This window comes from Streptomyces iranensis, assembly GCF_017874715.1.
Lineage (GTDB): Bacteria > Actinomycetota > Actinomycetes > Streptomycetales > Streptomycetaceae > Streptomyces > Streptomyces iranensis.
The window spans coordinates 15,111-32,259 of sequence record NZ_JAGGLR010000045.1 but is presented as its reverse complement, the minus strand read 5'-3'; the positions used below and the strand labels follow the sequence as shown (position 1 = coordinate 32,259).

1 pseudogene is annotated in these 17,149 nt (G+C 72.2%); it reads left to right on the top strand.

The annotated features are described in order from the left end of the window. Positions 1–6: 6 nt before the first annotated feature. Positions 7–17,031 (top strand): annotated as a pseudogene (locus J2Z30_RS50580) (SDR family NAD(P)-dependent oxidoreductase); the annotation flags it as partial. Positions 17,032–17,149: the final 118 nt, after the last annotated feature.

Here is a 17,149-nt window from a genome sequence, read left to right as displayed (position 1 = left end):
GATTCCGTGGCTAGCGCGAACGAGGAGAAGCTCCTCGAAAACCTGAAGTGGGTCACCACCGAGCTGCGGCGCGCCCGCCGGCGCCTGCAGGAGGCCGAGGAAGCCCGCAGCGAGCCGATCGCGATCGTCGGCATGAGCTGCCGCTATCCCGGCGGGGTGACCACGCCCGAGGAGCTGTGGCGGCTCGTGGCCGACGGGACGGACGCCATCTCGGAGTTCCCCACCGACCGCGGCTGGGACATCGACGGGATCTACGACCCGGATCCGGAGGTGCCCGCGCGGACGTACTCGATCGAGGGCGGCTTCCTGGACGATGTGAGCGGCTTCGACGCGGGCTTCTTCGGGATCAATCCCCGCGAGGCGCTCGCCACCGACCCGCAGCAGCGGTTGCTCCTGGAGACCGCGTGGGAGGCGTTCGAGCGGGCCGGCCTGGACCCGGCTTCGCTGCGGGGCAGCCGTACCGGGGTGTTCGCCGGAGTCACCACCCACGACTACTTCTCCCGCCTGTCGAGCGTGCCCGAGGACGTCGAGGGCTACCTGGCCAGCGGCAGCTCCGGCAGCGTCCTGTCGGGCCGGATCTCTTACACGTTCGGCCTTGAGGGCCCGGCGGTCACCGTGGACACGGCGTGCTCGTCGTCGCTGGTGGCCCTGCACCTGGCGGCCCAGGCACTGCGGCAGGGCGAATGCTCGCTCGCGCTGGCCGGCGGGGTGACAGTCATGGCCACCCCGTTCGGGTTCGTTGAGTTCAGCCGCCAGCGCGGGCTGGCCCGCGACGGCCGGTGCAAGTCGTTCGCCGCGGCGGCCGACGGTACGGGCTGGGGTGAGGGTGCCGGCTGGCTGCTGCTCGAGCGCCTGTCCGAGGCCCGCCGCAACGGGCACGAGGTTCTGGCGGTGGTCCGGGGCTCGGCGGTCAACCAGGACGGCGCGTCGAACGGGCTGACCGCGCCGAACGGTCCCTCGCAGCAACGGGTGATCCGGGACGCTCTGGCCAATGCCCGGCTGTCCGTGGCCGACGTGGATGTGGTCGAGGCGCACGGCACGGGTACTCGCCTGGGTGACCCGATCGAGGCCCAGGCGCTGCTGGCGACGTATGGGCAGGACCGGGATCGGCCGCTGCTGTTGGGGTCGATCAAGTCGAATATCGGTCATACGCAGGCGGCTGCTGGTGTGGCTGGTGTGATCAAGATGGTGTTGGCGATGCGGCATGGGGTGGTGCCGCGGACGTTGCATGTGGATGAGCCGTCGCCGGAGGTGGACTGGTCTTCGGGTGCGGTGTCTTTGGCGACGTCGCAGGTGCCGTGGCCCGATGTGGACCGGGTGTGTCGGTCGGCGGTGTCGTCGTTCGGTGTGAGCGGTACGAACGCGCACGTGGTCCTGGAAGCATCGCCTGACCAACCAGAAACATCCGAAAGGCGGACCGAGGCCGCGGCGCCGTGGGTGGTGTCGGCGAAAACCGAAGAGGGCGTACGCGAACAGGTTGAGCGGTTGACGGCGTTCGTGTCCGAGCGTCCCGGTCTCGATCCGGTGGATGTGGGCTGGACACTGGCGTCCCGGTCGGCTTTCGAGTACCGGGCATTGGTGGGCGATGGTCTTGTGGTCCGGGCCGGTGGCGGGAAGGTGGTGTTCGTCTTCCCGGGTCAGGGTTCGCAGTGGGCTGGCATGGCGGTGGAGTTGCTGGATCAGTCGCCGGTGTTCGCGAAATCCATTGAGGACTGTGCGGCGGCGTTGTCGGAGTTTGTGGATTGGTCGCTGGTTGGGGTTCTGCGTGGTGGTGGGGGTGAGTTGGATCGGGTTGATGTGGTGCAGCCGGTGTTGTGGGCGGTGATGGTGTCGCTTGCCGAGCTGTGGCGTTCGTATGGTGTTTCGCCGGATGCGGTGGTGGGTCATTCGCAGGGTGAGATTGCGGCTGCGGTGGTGGCGGGTGCGTTGTCGCTGCGGGACGGCGCGCGGGTGGTGGCTTTGCGCAGTCGTGTTCTGCTGCGTATTGCGGGTGCGGGCGGGATGGTGTCGGTTGGGTTGTCGGCGGATGAGGTTGTGGCGCGGCTTGAGGGGCGGCCGTTGGGGATCGCGGCTTACAACGGTCCGAGTTCTGTGGTGGTGTCGGGTCCGGCGGATGCGTTGGATGAGTGGCGGGTGGAGCTGGAGTCGTCGGGTGTGCGGGCTCGGCGGATACCGGTGGATTACGCGTCGCATTCGGCGGATGTGGATGGTTTGCGTGAGGAGATCCTGGAGCTGCTTGCGCCGGTGGCCCCGCGATCTGGTCAGGTTCCGTTTTATTCGGCGTTGACGGGTGAGTTGTTCGGCACGAACGGGCTGGACGCCGGGTACTGGTTTGAGAGTCTGCGTCAGCCGGTGTTGTTCGAGCAGGCGACCCGGGCGTTGACGGCGGACGGGCACGGGGTGCTGATCGAGTGCAGTGCGCATCCGGTGCTGACTGTTGGTGTGCAGGAAGTCGCTGTGGGGTCCTTGCGGCGTGACGACGGTGGGCTGCAACGGTTCCTGACGTCGGTGGCCGAGGCCTGGACGCATGGCGTCGAGGTCGACTGGAAGGCGGTCTATCCGCAGGGGCGAAGGGTTGACCTGCCGACGTATCCGTTTCGGCATCAGCGGTACTGGCTGGACGCGACGCCTTCCGCGGCGCTGGGCGAAACCGGGCACCCGCTGCTGACGGCGACGGTCCCGCTGGCCGGCGAGGACGGCGTGGTGATGACGGGCCGACTGTCGTCGCGTACGCATCCCTGGCTGGCCGACCACACGGTGCAGGGCCGGATTCTTCTGCCGGGAACGGCGTTCGTGGAGCTGGCGTTGCGAGCGGGGGACGAGGTCGGCTGCGACCACCTCGACGAGATCGTCATCCACACGCCGCTCCCGCTGCACGACCGCACCGGATGCCAGGTACAGGTCGCCGTGGCCGGTCCGGACGAGGACGGTCGCCGCGGATTCACCGTCCATGCCCGTACGGATGAGGAGGGCGAATGGGCGCAGCATGCCGCCGGTGTCCTCACCACCGGAACGCGGCACCAACCCCCGGCGCTCGAAGCCTGGCCGCCCGCCGGGGCCGTCGGGGTGGACCTCGACGGCCTGTATTCGAAGCTGGCCGACGCCGGATACGGCTACGGGCCGGCGTTCCAGGGGCTGACGTCGGCCTGGCGCACCGGTGACGCCGTCTATGCCGAGGCCGGACCCGCAGAGGACGCCGCCGGGTACGGCCTGCACCCCGCCCTCTTCGACGCGGCGCTGCACGCCCTCGGCATCGCCGGCTTCGACGCCCGTACGGAGGGCCTGCCCTTCTCGTTCGCCGGAGTGACCCTGCACGCGGCCGGTGCGACGGCCGTGCGGGTACGGCTGGCGTCGGCCGGGCCGGACGCCGTCTCGGTGGAGCTGGCCGATCCGGCGGGACGGCCCGTGGCCTCGGTGGAACGCCTGGTGCTGCGCCCGGTCAACCTCGCCCGGCCACACCATGACTCGCTCTTCCGGCTCGATTGGACGCCCTGGGCGCACACCACGCCGGAAGCGGACGCGCGGGCGGCCGGGAAGTGGGTCATCCTGGGCGATCCCGGGCTTGCCGCCGAGCTGGACGGTCCCGTGGAGGTGATCGCGGGAGAAGGAGACGTCGCCGCCGCGGTGCACGCCGCGACCGGAAAAGTGCTCGAGCTGGTGCGGTCGTGGCCGACTGATGATCGTACCCAAGAAGGTCCGCTCGTGGTCGTGACCCGCGGGGCCGTGGCCGCCGCGGAAAGCGACGAGGTCACCGATCTGGCCGGCGCGGCGGTGTGGGGACTCGTCCGCTCCGCGCAGGCCGAGAACCCCGGGCTGTTCGTCCTCATCGACGTCGACGGGCCGGGAACCGCCATGCTGCCGGACGCGGTGGCCGGCGGCGAGCCGCAGCTGGTGATCCGCGACGGCGTGATCCGGGTTCCCCGGCTGGCCCGGCTCGGCACCGACGAAACCCTGCTCCCGCCGCCGGTACCGGCCTGGCGGCTGGACGCGATCGGCGGCACGGGAACGGTCGAGAGCCTGGCGCTGATCGAGGCCCCGGCGACCCTGGGCGGGTTGGGCCCGGGCGAGATCCGGGTCGCGATGCGGGCCGCCGGCCTCAACTTCCGCGACGTCGTGGTCACCCTCGGGCTGGTTCCCGGTCTGGAAGGCGTCGGCGGCGAGGGCGCCGGTGTCGTCCTGGAGACCGGACCCGAGGTTGGTTCGGTCCGGCCGGGGGACGAGGTCTGGGGCATCTTCCCCGCGACCCTCGGGCCCGTCGTGGTCACCGACGCGCGCCTGGTCGCCCGCAAGCCCGCCGGCTGGTCGTGGGAGGAGGCCGCGGCCACCCCTGTCGCTTTCCTCACCGCGTACTTCGGCCTGGTCGACCTGGCCGGGGCGCGTCCCGGCGCGCGCGTTCTGATCCACGCCGCCGCCGGTGGTGTCGGCTCGGCCGCCACCCAGCTCGCCCACCACCTCGGCCTCGAGGTCTTCGGCACGGCGAGCACCGGCAAGTGGGACGCGCTGCGCGCCAACGGGTACGACGACGCCCACATCGCCGACTCCCGGACGCTCGGGTTCGAGCGCGCCTTCCTGGACGCCACCGGCGGCGAGGGCGTGGATGTGGTGCTGGACTGCCTGGCGGGCGAGTTCGTGGACGCCTCGCTGCGCCTGTTGCCCCACGGGGGCCACTTCCTGGAGATGGGCAAGACCGACATCCGCGATCCCGATACGGTCGCCGCCGCGCACCCGGGCGTCCGCTACCAGGCGTACGACCTGATGGAGACGGCCGGCACCGAGCGGATCCGGGAGATGCTGGCCGAGCTGCTCGTCCTCTTCGAACGCGGCGACCTGCGCCCGATTCCGGTCACCACCTACGACGTCCGCCGGGCCCGTACGGCCGTACGCGATCTGAGCCAGGCCAAGCTCGTCGGCAAGGCGGTGCTGACCATTCCCGCACCGCTGGACCCGGACGGGACGGTTCTCGTCACCGGCGGCACCGGCACGCTCGGAGCGCTCGTCGCCCGGCACCTGGTGACCGCACACGGCGCCCGACACCTGGTGCTGACCAGCCGCCGTGGCCCGGCCGCCTCCGGAGCCGCCGAACTGGTCGCCGAGCTGGCCGCGCTGGGGGCCGAGGCCCGGGTGCTGGCCGGCGACGCGGCCGACCGGGAGTCCCTGGCCGGTGTTCTGGCGGGCATCGCGCCGGAGCATCCCCTGACGGCCGTGATCCACACCGCCGGGGTCATGGACGACGGACTGCTCGCCACGATGACCACCGAGCGGCTGGACGCCGTCCTGCGGCCGAAGGTGGACGCGGTGGTCAACCTGCACGAGCTGACCCGGGGGAGCGACCTGGCGGCGTTCGTGCTCTTCTCCGCCGCGGCGGGCGTCTTCGGCGGCGCCGGACAGGGCAACTACGCCGCCGCCAACGCCTTCCTCGACGGGTTCGCCCGACACCGGCGCGACCAGGGCCTCCCCGCTTCCTCGGTGAGCTGGGGACTGTGGGCGCACCGCAGCGGCCTGACCGGCCACCTGGCCGACACCGACCTGAACCGGATGGCCCGGGCGGGACTCGTGCCATTGTCCGACGACGAGGGACTGGCGCTGTTCGACTCGGCGCGGCTCGCCCTCGCGGCGCACACCGTGGCCGTCAGGCTCGACCTCGCGGCCCTGCGCGGCGGCCGACAGGAGATTCCGCCGCTGCTTCGCGGGCTGGTAACGCGTACGGGGCGGCGGACCACGCGTGCGGTGGCCGCAACGAGCGGCGGGACCGGGTTCGCGGCCCGCCTGGCGACGATGGGCGAACGGGAACGAACCGCCTTCCTGACCGACCTGGTCCGCTCGCACGCCGCCACGGTGCTCGGCCTGAGCGACGGCGACCCGATCGAGGAACACCGGCCCTTCCGCGATCTGGGCTTCGACTCGCTGACCGCCGTGGAACTGCGCAACCGGCTCGGTGCCGCCACCGGGCTGCGGCTGCCCGCCACCGCGGTGTTCGACTACCCGACACCGGCCGCGCTCGCCGGGCAGCTGCGCGGTGAACTCCTCGGGAAGCAGGACGGGACCGTCGTACCGGTCGCGACGGTGGCCGCGACCGACGACGACCCGATCGCCATCGTCTCGATGAGCTGCCGCTTCCCGGGCGGCGTCAGCACGCCGGAAGAACTGTGGCAGCTGCTCGACTCCGGCGGCGACGCCATCGAGGGCTTCCCCACCGACCGGGGCTGGGACATCGACGCCCTGTACGACCCCGACCCGGAGGCGGCCGGCAAGACGTATGCGATCGAGGGCGGCTTCCTGCGGGACGTGAGCGGCTTCGACGCCGGTTTCTTCGGGATCAGCCCGCGCGAGGCCGTGGCGATGGACCCGCAGCAGCGGCTGCTGCTGGAGACCGCGTGGGAACTGTTCGAGCGGGCCGGTCTCGACCCGGCGACGCTGCGGGGCAGCCGGACCGGTGTCTTCGCCGGCAGCTACGGGCAGGACTACCTGTCGCGCCTGCACACGTTGCCGGAGGGCGTGGAGGGCTACGCGGTCAGCGGCGGGGCGGGCAGTGTGGCCTCGGGTCGGGTGTCGTACACGTTCGGTCTGGAGGGCCCGGCCGTGACGGTGGATACGGCCTGCTCGTCGTCGCTGGTGGCGCTGCATCTGGCCGCCCAGGCGCTGCGGCAGGGGGAGTGCACGATGGCCCTGGCCGGCGGCGCGATGGTGATGTCCACGCCCTACGTGTTCATGGAGTTCAGCCGCCAGCGAGGGCTCGCGGCGGATGGGCGGTGCAAGTCGTTCTCCGGTGCCGCGGACGGCACTGGCTGGGGCGAGGGTGTGGGGTGGTTGCTCTTGGAGCGTCTGTCCGACGCCGAACGGCTCGGGCATGAGGTGCTTGCTGTGGTGCGGGGTTCGGCGGTGAATCAGGATGGTGCGTCGAATGGTTTGACGGCGCCGAATGGTCCTGCTCAGCAGCGGGTGATCCGTCAGGCGCTGGCCAATGCGGGGTTGTCTCCGGCTGATGTTGATGTGGTCGAGGCGCACGGGACCGGGACCCGGTTGGGTGACCCGATCGAGGCCCAGGCTCTGCTCGCGACCTACGGGCAGGATCGGGTGCAGCCGTTGTTGCTGGGGTCGATCAAGTCGAACATCGGTCATACGCAGGCGGCTGCCGGTGTGGCCGGTGTCATCAAGATGGTCCTCGCCATGCGCCATGGGGTGGTGCCGCAGACGTTGCACGTGGACTCGCCGTCGCCCGAGGTGGACTGGGCTTCCGGTGCCGTTTCGCTGGCGACTTCGCGATTGGAGTGGCCTGCTGTTGGTCGGGTGTGTCGGTCGGCGGTGTCGTCGTTCGGTGTGAGCGGTACCAATGCGCACGTGGTGCTCGAGGCCGCTCCGGGTAAGACGGATGAGTCGGAAACGCGTCCCAGGGTGCCGGTGGTGCCGGTGGTGCCGTGGGTGGTGTCGGCGAAGACGGCGGCGGGGGTGCGGGCGCAGGCGTTGCGGTTGAGGGCGTTTGTGGAGGAGCGGCCGGGGTTGGAGCCGGTGGATGTGGGTTGGTCGCTGGCATCGCGGCCTCTGTTCGATCATCGCGCGGTGGTGGTGGGCGCCGATCGGGATGAGCTGTTGGCGCGCTTGGCGGACGTGGAAGCCGAAGTGGTCGCCCGGGGTGCTCTGGCGTTGATGTTCACCGGTCAGGGCAGTCAGACCCCGGGCATGGGTCGTGGTTTGTATGAGGTGTTCCCGGTGTTCGCGGCGGCGTTTGATGAGGTGTGCGCGGTCTTCGAGCCGGGTCTGCTCCTGGCCGATGCCGAAGCTCTGGATCGGACGGAGCACGCGCAGCCCGCGTTGTTCGCGCTCGAAGTGGCGCTTTTCCGGCTTCTTGAGTCGTGGGGGATCGCCCCCGACTACCTGCTGGGTCATTCGATCGGTGAGGTGGCGGCGGCGCATGTGGCCGGGGTGTTGTCTCTTGAGGACGCGGCGAAGCTGGTGGCGGCGAGGGGCCGGTTGATGCAGGCGCTCCCGTCTGGTGGGGCGATGGTGTCGATTCAGGCGTCTGAAGCCGAAGTCAGGCCGTGGTTGACGGATCGGGTTGCCATCGCGGCGGTCAACGGTCCGGTGTCGGTGGTGGTGTCCGGGGATGAGGACGTGGTCCTGGCGGTTGCCGCTCGGTTTGCCAAGTCGCGGCGTTTGCGGGTGAGTCACGCGTTTCACTCGCCGTTGATGGAGCCGATGTTGGGTGAGTTCCGGGAAGTGGTGTCCTCGCTGAGGTTCCACGCTCCGCAGATCCCGGTCGTGTCGACGGTGACGGGCGGGCTGCTGACTGCGGACGCCGAGTACTGGGTGGAGCAGGTGCGGGCGACGGTGCGGTTCGCGGATGGGGTGCGGGAGCTGGGTGATAGGGGTGTGCGGACGTTCCTGGAGGTGGGGCCGGGCGGTGTGCTGGCGGCGATGGCCCAGGAGAGCCTGGACGACGAGGCGGCGGCGTTCGCGACCTTGCGCAAGGACGTTGCGGAGCCACGAGCGGTCGTCGGCGCGGCCGGGAGGCTGCATGTCCGGGGCATCCGGCTCGACTGGAAGGCTCTGATGCCGGGCGGGAGGCGGGTTGACCTGCCGGTCTATGCCTTCCAGCATGAGCGGTACTGGTTGGAGGCCACCTCGTCGGCTGCGGACGTCACCTCGGTTGGGCTCGGGGCGGCGAATCACCCGCTGCTTGGTGCGGCGGTGTTCCGGGCGGACGGTGAGGGCGTCCTGCTGACCGGCCGGATCTCGTTGCGTACGCATTCCTGGCTGGCCGACCACACTGTGGTCGGGCGGGTGCTCCTGCCGGGTACCGCGTTCGTGGAGCTGGCTCTGCGCGCGGGTGACGAGGTCGGTTGCGGGCGCGTCGACGAGCTGATCGTCCGGGCGCCGTTGGTGCTGCCGGAGCGCGACGGTGTCCAGATCCAGGTCGCGGTGGCCGGACCGGACGAAGCCGGGCGGTGCGCATTCACCGTGTACGCGCGCCCGGACGGCGACCCGGAGTGGTCCCAGCATGCCACCGGCGTGCTGGCCGTGGAGACGCCGACGGAACCCGTGACGCTCGCCGCATGGCCGCCACCCGGCGCCGCCGCGATCGACGTCGGTGACCTGTATCCCCGGCTCGCCGGTTCCGGATACGGCTACGGACCGGTCTTCCAAGGCTTGCGGGCGGCCTGGCACGGCGACGGAGAGGCCTACGCCGAGGTGCGGCTGCCCTCGCCCGCCACCGGGAGCGCCGCCGCCTTCGGGCTGCACCCGGCCTTGTCCGATGCCGCGCTGCATGCCCTGGGCATGGCCGACCTCGGCATCGCCGCAACCGGCCTGCCGTTCTCGTTCACCGGCGTGACCCTGCACGCGGCCGCCGCCACCGAGTTAAGGGCCCGCCTGAAGCCGGCCGGGCCGGACGCGATTTCGGTGGACCTGGCCGACGCCGCCGGGCGGCCGGTGGCCACGATCGAGCGCCTGGCGCTGCGGCCGATGTCCGACGGGCCCCGGCCACACCACGACGCCCTGTTCCGGCTGGACTGGGTGCCCGTACCGCCCGACGCGACCGAGGCCGCGGGCGAGGACGCCCAGGTCGTGGAGGTGGTCGGCCGACGGCCGAGCGGTGACCTGGCCGCAGATGTCCACCGCGCGACCGCCGAGGCCCTCGACCTGATCCAGGGCCGGCCCTTGGACGCACCCGGGCGGCTGGTGTTCGTGACCCGGGGCGCGGTGGCGGCGGCGGACGGCGAGGACGTCACCGATCTGGCCGGTGCGGCGGTGTGGGGCCTGGTCCGCTCGGCTCAGGCGGAGAACCCGGGACGGTTCGCGCTGATCGACCTCGACCCCGAGGGCGCGGCCGCCCCGCCCGCCGCCGTGGCGAGCGGCGAGCCGCAGATCGCGGTGCGGGGCGGCGTGGCGCACGTACCCCGGCTGGCCCGCCTGGCCACGGCCGGGACGCTGATCCCCCCGCCGGTCCCGTCCTGGAGGCTGGAAGCCACCGGTACGGGCACGGTCGACGGCCTCGACCTGGTCGACGATCCGGCGGCCACCCGCGACCTGGGCCCGGGTGAGGTCCGCGTCGCGATGCGGGCCGCGGGCCTCAACTTCCGGGACGTCGTGGTCACCCTGGGCCTGGTGCCGGGTCTCAACGGCGTCGGCGGCGAGGGGGCGGGCGTCGTCCTCGAGACCGGCCCCGGTGTCACCTCCATGCGCCCGGGCGACGAGGTGCTCGGCCTGATCCCGGGCTCCGGCGGCCCGGTCGCGGTGACCGACGCCCGCTTCCTGACCCGCAAGCCGGCCGGCTGGTCGTGGGAGCGGGCGGCCGCGGTGCCGATCGTCTATCTCACCGCCTACTACGGGCTGGTCGACCTCGCGGGGGCCACCGCCGGTGAACGGGTCCTGATCCACGCCGCCGCCGGTGGCGTCGGTTTCGCGGCCACGCAGCTCGCCCGGCACCTCGGTCTTGAGGTCTTCGGTACGGCCAGCGCCGGCAAGTGGGACGCGCTGCGGGCCAACGGGTACGACGACATCCACATCGCCGGGTCCCGCACGCTGGACTTCGAGCGCGAGTTCCTCGGCGTGACCGGCGGCGACGGCGTGGACGTGGTGCTGGACTGCCTTGCGGGTGAGTTCGTGGACGCCTCGCTGCGCCTGCTGCCGCACGGGGGCCGGTTCCTGGAACTCGGCAAGACCGACATCCGCGACCCGCGTGCGGTCGCCGAGCGGTATCCGGGCGTCTCCTATCGCGCGTACGACCTGGTGGAGGCGGCCGGCCCCGACCGGGTCCAGGAGATGCTGGGCGAGATCGTCACCCTCTTCGAGCGGGGCGAACTGAGCCCGCCCCCGGTCACGACGTGGGATGTGCGCCGGGCCCGGGAAGCCGTCCGGAGCCTGAGCCAGGCGAAGCTGGTCGGCAAGGCCGTGCTGACGATGCCGGCCCGGCTGGACCCGCGCGGAACCGTACTCGTGACCGGCGGCACCGGGACGCTCGGAGCGCTCGCCGCTCGGCATCTGGTGACCACGCACGGCGCGCGGCGCCTGGTTTTGACGAGCCGCCGGGGAGCGGCGGCGCCCGGGGCGGGCGACCTGGCCGCGGAACTGTCGGGAATGGGCGCCGAGGTCACGGTGGTGGCGTGCGACGTGGCCGACCGGGAGTCCCTGGCGGCGGTGCTGGCGGGCATCCCGGCCGCGCACCCGTTGACCGCCGTCGTGCACACCGCCGGTGTCGTGGACGACGGCCTGCTCGCCTCGCTGACGCCCGAGCGGCTGGCGGCGGTGCTGCGGCCGAAGGTGGACGCGGTGGTCAACCTGCACGAGCTGACGTGCGACGACGAGTTGGCGGAGTTCGTCGTATTCTCCTCGTCCGCGTCCGTCATCGGCGCGGCGGGCCAGGGCAACTACGCCGCCGCCAACGCCTTCCTCGACGCCTTCGCCCGGCACCGGCATGCGCTGGGCCGGCCGGCGACGGCCGTGGGCTGGGGCCTGTGGGACGAGCGCAGCGGCATGACCGGCCACCTGACCGGTACCGACCGCGACCGGATGGCAAGGGCCGGGCTGCTGCCGCTGAGCAGCGACGAGGGTCTCGCCCTGTTTGACGCGGCGCGATCCTCGGTGCAGGCGCACGCCTTGGCGATGCGGCTGGACCTCGCGGCTCTGCACACCGCGGGAGACAGCGTTCCGCCGCTGTTGAGCGGCCTGGTCGCCGCCCCGGGCCGGCGCGCCGCACGGGCGGTCGCGGGCACCGCGGACCGTACGGGGTTCGCGGCGCGCCTGGCGGCGATGAGCGAGACGGAGCAGTCGGCCCTCCTGACCGACCTGGTGTGCTCGAACGCCGCCACCGTGCTCGGACTCGGCCCGACGGCAACGGTGGACGTGCACCGGCCCTTCCGAGACCAGGGCTTCGACTCGCTGACCGCGGTGGAACTGCGCAACCGGCTCGGCGGGGCGACCGGTCTGCGGCTGGCGGCCACGGCGGTGTTCGACCATCCGACCCCGGCCGCGCTGGTCGACCACCTGCGCGCCGAGTTGCTGGGCGGACCAGCCGGGGCCGCCGCGCTGCCGGCCGCCGTGGTGGCCGACGACGACCCGATCGTCATCGTGAGCATGAGCTGCCGGTATCCGGGCGGCGTCCACACTCCGGAAGACCTCTGGCAGGTCGTGGCCGGGGAGACGGACGCAGTCTCGGACTTCCCCACCGACCGGGGCTGGGACGTCGAGGCCCTGTACGACCCCGACCCCGGCGTGGCCGGGCGTACGTACGCGATCGAGGGTGGCTTCCTGGACGACGTGAGCGGCTTCGACGCCGAGTTCTTCGGCATCAGCCCCCGCGAGGCCGTGGCCATGGACCCGCAGCAGCGGCTGCTCCTGGAAACCGCGTGGGAGGCATTCGAACGGGCCGGCATCGACCCGGTCGCGTTGCGCGGCAGCCAGACCGGGGTGTTCGCCGGCGTCATGCTCAACGACTACGCGACCCGGCTGTCGTCGGTGCCGGAGGGCGTCGAAGGCTATCTGGCCAGCGGCAGCTCCGCCAGCGTGGCCTCGGGCCGTATCTCCTACACCTTCGGGCTCGTCGGCCCGGCGGTCACCGTCGACACCGCTTGCTCCTCGTCGCTCGTGGCCCTGCACCTGGCGGCGCAGGCGCTGCGGCAGGGCGAATGCTCCCTCGCGCTGGCCGGCGGCGTCACCGTCATGGCGACGCCGTTCGCGTTCGTGGAGTTCAGCCGCCAGCGCGGCCTGGCCGCCGACGGTCGCTGCAAATCCTTTTCGAGTACGGCCGACGGCACCGGCTGGTCCGAAGGCGCGGGCTGGTTGCTGCTCGAACGCCGCTCCGACGCCGAACGCCACGGGCACGAGATCCTTGCTGTGGTACGGGGTTCGGTGGTCAACCAGGACGGAGCGTCGAACGGCCTCACCGCGCCCAACGGTCCTTCGCAGCAGCGGGTGATCCGTCAGGCGCTCGCCAACGCACGGTTGGCTCCGGCCGACGTGGACGTGGTCGAGGCGCACGGCACCGGCACCACGTTGGGCGACCCGATCGAGGCCCAGGCGGTGCTGGCGACGTACGGGCAGGACCGGGATCAGCCGCTGCTGCTGGGTTCGATCAAGTCGAACATCGGCCACACGCAGGCGGCCGCCGGTGTCGCCGGGATCATCAAGATGGTCCTCGCCATGCGGCACGGCGTCGTGCCCCGGACCCTGCATGTCGACAAGCCGACGCCGGAAGTGGACTGGTCCTCGGGCGCCGTCGAACTGGCAACCGCCCAGGTGCCCTGGCCGGCCGTTGAGCGGGCTCGGCGGGCCGCTGTGTCCTCGTTCGGGGTCAGCGGCACGAACGCGCACGTGATCCTGGAGGCACTGCCGGAAAAACCGGAGATGCCGAAAAAGCCGACCGGGGTACTGGTGCCGTGGGTGGTGTCGGCGAAGACCGAAGAAGGGGTACGGGCGCAGGCCGAGCGACTGACGGCGTTCGTCGCCGAGCGTCCGGGCCTCGACCCGGTGGATGTGGGCTGGACGCTGGCCTCCCGCTCGCCGTTCGAATACCGCGCGGTGGTCGGCGACGATCTGGTGGCTCGGGCCCAGGACGTGAAAGTGGTCTTCGTCTTCCCGGGTCAGGGCTCCCAGTGGGTCGGCATGGCGGTCGAACTACTGGATCAGTCGCCGGTGTTCGCGAAATCGATTGAGGACTGTGCCGCCGCGTTGTCGGAGTTCGTGGACTGGTCGCTGGTCGAGGTTCTGCGTGGTGGTGGAAGCGAGTTCGAGCGGGTTGATGTGGTGCAGCCGGCGTTGTGGGCCGTGATGGTGTCGCTCGCCGAACTGTGGCGGTCCTACGGTGTCGCACCGGACGCGGTCGTGGGTCACTCGCAGGGTGAGATAGCGGCGGCGGTGGTGGCGGGCGCGCTGTCGCATCAGGACGGCGCACGGGTTGTGGCCCTGCGCAGTCGCGCTCTCCTTCGCATCGCGGGCGCGGGCGGCATGTTGTCGATCGCCCTGCCGGCGGATGAGGTCGGGGGGCGCCTTGGGGGAGGGCCCGTGGGCATCGCCGCCTACAACGGCCCGAATTCCGTGGTGGTGTCGGGTCCGGCGGATGCGTTGGACGAGTGGCAGGTGGAGCTGGAGTCGTCGGGCGTGCGTGCCCGGCGCGTGCCGGTGGACTACGCGTCCCACTCGGCCGACGTCGAGATACTGCGCGAGGAGATCCTGGACTCGCTCGCGGCGGTGGTACCGCAGCCGGGTCGGATCCCGTTCTATTCGGCGTTGACGGGTGAGTTGTTCGACACGAGCGGGCTGGACGCCGGGTACTGGTTCGAGAGTTTGCGTCAGCCGGTCCTGTTCGAGCAGGCGACCCGGGCGTTGACGGCGGACGGGCACGGGGTGCTGATCGAGTGCAGTGCGCATCCGGTGCTGACGATCGGTGTGCCGGAAATTGCTGTGGGGTCGTTGCGGCGTGATGACGGTGGCCTGCAACGGTTCCTGACGTCGGTGGCCGAGGCGTGGACGCATGGTGTCGAGGTCGACTGGAAACAGGTATATCCGCAGGGGCGCCGGGTCGAGCTGCCCACATATGCGTTCCGGCATCAGCGGTACTGGCTCGACGCGACGCCACCGGCCGCCGCCGGCGAGGCGGGGCATCCGTTGCTGGGTACGGCGGTGACCCTCGCCGGGGACGGCGGCGTGGTGATGACGGGCACGCTGTCGTTGCGTACGCATCCCTGGCTGGCCGACCACACGGTGCTGGACCGGGTGCTGCTGCCGGGAACGGCGTTCGTGGAGCTGGCGTTGCGGGCGGCCGAGGAGGCCGGCTGCGACCGTCTCGACGAGATCGTCATCCACGCCCCGCTGCCGTTGCCCGAGCGGGGTTCGGTCCACCTGCAGGTCGTGGTCGCGGCACCGGACGAGTCCGGCGGCCGGGCACTCACCGTGTACGCCCGCGAGGACGAGAACGACGAGTGGACCCGGCACGCCACCGGCCACCTCACCTCGGGAACACCGGCGGAACCCCCGGCGCTGGTCACGTGGCCGCCGCCGGGAGCGGAAGCCGTCGCCGTCGCGGATCTGTATCCGCGACTGGCCGAGGCTGGCTACGGGTACGGGCCGGTGTTCCAGGGGCTGACGTCGGTGTGGCGGGCCGTCGACGCGGTCTACGCCGAGGTCCGGCTCCCGCTGGAGGCAGCGGACAGCGCGGCGGAGTTCGGCCTGCATCCGGCCCTCTTCGACGCCGCTCTGCACGCCCTCGGCCGATCCGGCTTCGGCCCCGGGACGGCCGGCCTGCCGTTCTCGTTCTCCGGCGTGGCACTGCACGCCACGGGCGCCCCGGCGGTCCGCGTACGGATGGCGCCCGCCGGCTCGGACGCGGTGTCGGTGGAGCTGGCCGACGGCGCCGGCCGGCCGGTCGCGTCGGTGGAACGGCTCGTGGTGCGGCCGGTGTCCGAGGCGGCCCTCGCGCCGTCGCCGCACGAGTCGCTGTTCCGGGTGACCTGGGTGCCCGTACCGGAAACGGGGGACGACGGCGCGGAGACCGTTCTCGTGGAACGCAGCTGGGGTTCGTCCGTCGAGGACGTGCACACGGCCACCGCCGAAGCTCTCGGCCTGGTGCAGTCGTGGCTGGCGGAGACCAAGCCCGGCCGGCTGGTGTTCGTGACCCGGGGCGCGGTGGCGGCCGTGGACGGCGACGACGTCACCGATCCGGCCGGTGCGGCGGTGTGGGGTCTCGTCCGGTCGGCCGAGGCGGAGAATCCGGGCCGGTTCGCGCTGGTCGACCTGGACGGGGACGGCACGGTGCGGCTGCCGGTCGGCGAGCCCCAGGTGGCGGTCCGCCGCGGGAAAGTGCTCGCACCCCGGCTGGCCCGGACGGCGGCCGACGGCGAACCGGTCCGGCTGGATCCCCGGGGCACGGTTCTGGTCACCGGGGGCACCGGAATGCTCGGCGGGCTCATCGCCCGGCATCTGGTCTCGGCGTACGGCGTGCGGAACCTGATGCTGATCAGCCGCCGCGGGCCGCACGGGCCCGGCGTCGACGACCTGGTCGCGGATCTGGCCGAGCGGGGCGCCCGGGCGACCGTGGTGGCCTGCGACGCGGCCGACCGGGAGGCGCTGGCGGCGACGCTGGCGACGATCCCGGCGGAGCACCCGCTGACCGCGATCGTCCACACCGCCGGTGTGCTCGACGACGCGCTCCTGGAATCGACGACCCGGCAACGCCTGGCCGCGGTGCTGCGGCCGAAGGTGGACGCCGCCGTCAACCTGGCCGAGCTCACCGAGGACGAGCGGCTGGCGGCCTTCGTGCTGTTCTCCTCGGCCGCGGCGGTGCTCGGCGGCGCCGGCCAGGGCGCGTACGCGGCGGCGAACGCCTTCCTGGACGCGTTCGCGCAGCAACGACAGGCGCGGGGTGCGATCGTCTCCTCACTCGGCTGGGGCCTGTGGGCGCCGCCCAGCGAGATGACCGGCCACCTCGACCAGGCTCAGGCGGCCCGGCTGGCCCGCGCCGCAATGGTGCCGCTGACCGGCGAAGAGGGCCTGGCCCTGTTCGACGCGGCCCTGGCCACCGGGGCCGCCCACACCGTCCCGGCCCGGGTGAACCTGGCCACGCTGCGCCGGGACGGAGCGATACCGCCGCTGCTGAGCGGACTGGTGGCCCGTACCGGCCGGCGGGCAGCCTCGGCGTCCGGGACGGCGGACCCCGGACTGGCCGAGCGGCTGGCCGGTATGCCCGAGGCGGAGGGCAGCGCCTACCTCCTCGGCCTGGTTCGCTCACACGTCGCCACCGTGCTCGGCCGGGTGACCCCGGACGACGTGGACGCCGGCCGGGCCTTCAAGGACCTGGGCTTCGACTCCCTGACCGCGGTCGACTTGCGCAACCGCCTCGGCGCCGCCACCGGCCTGCGGCTTCCGGCGACCGTCGTGTTCGACCACCCGAACGCGACCGGGCTGGCCGGGTTCCTGCGCGCCGAGCTGCTGGCCGAGGCCACGGGAGTGGAACCGCTGCTGGCCGAGCTCGACCGGCTGGGCCGCTCGCTCGGCGCGGTCACCGCCGACCCGGCCGAACGGACCCGGATCACCCTGCGGCTGCGGTCGCTGATGACCGCCTGGGCCGGTACCGACGACGGCACCCCGGCCGACGACGACGATCTCAGTGCCGCGACCGACGACGAACTGTTCCAGCTCGCCGACCAGCAGCTGGGTCTCT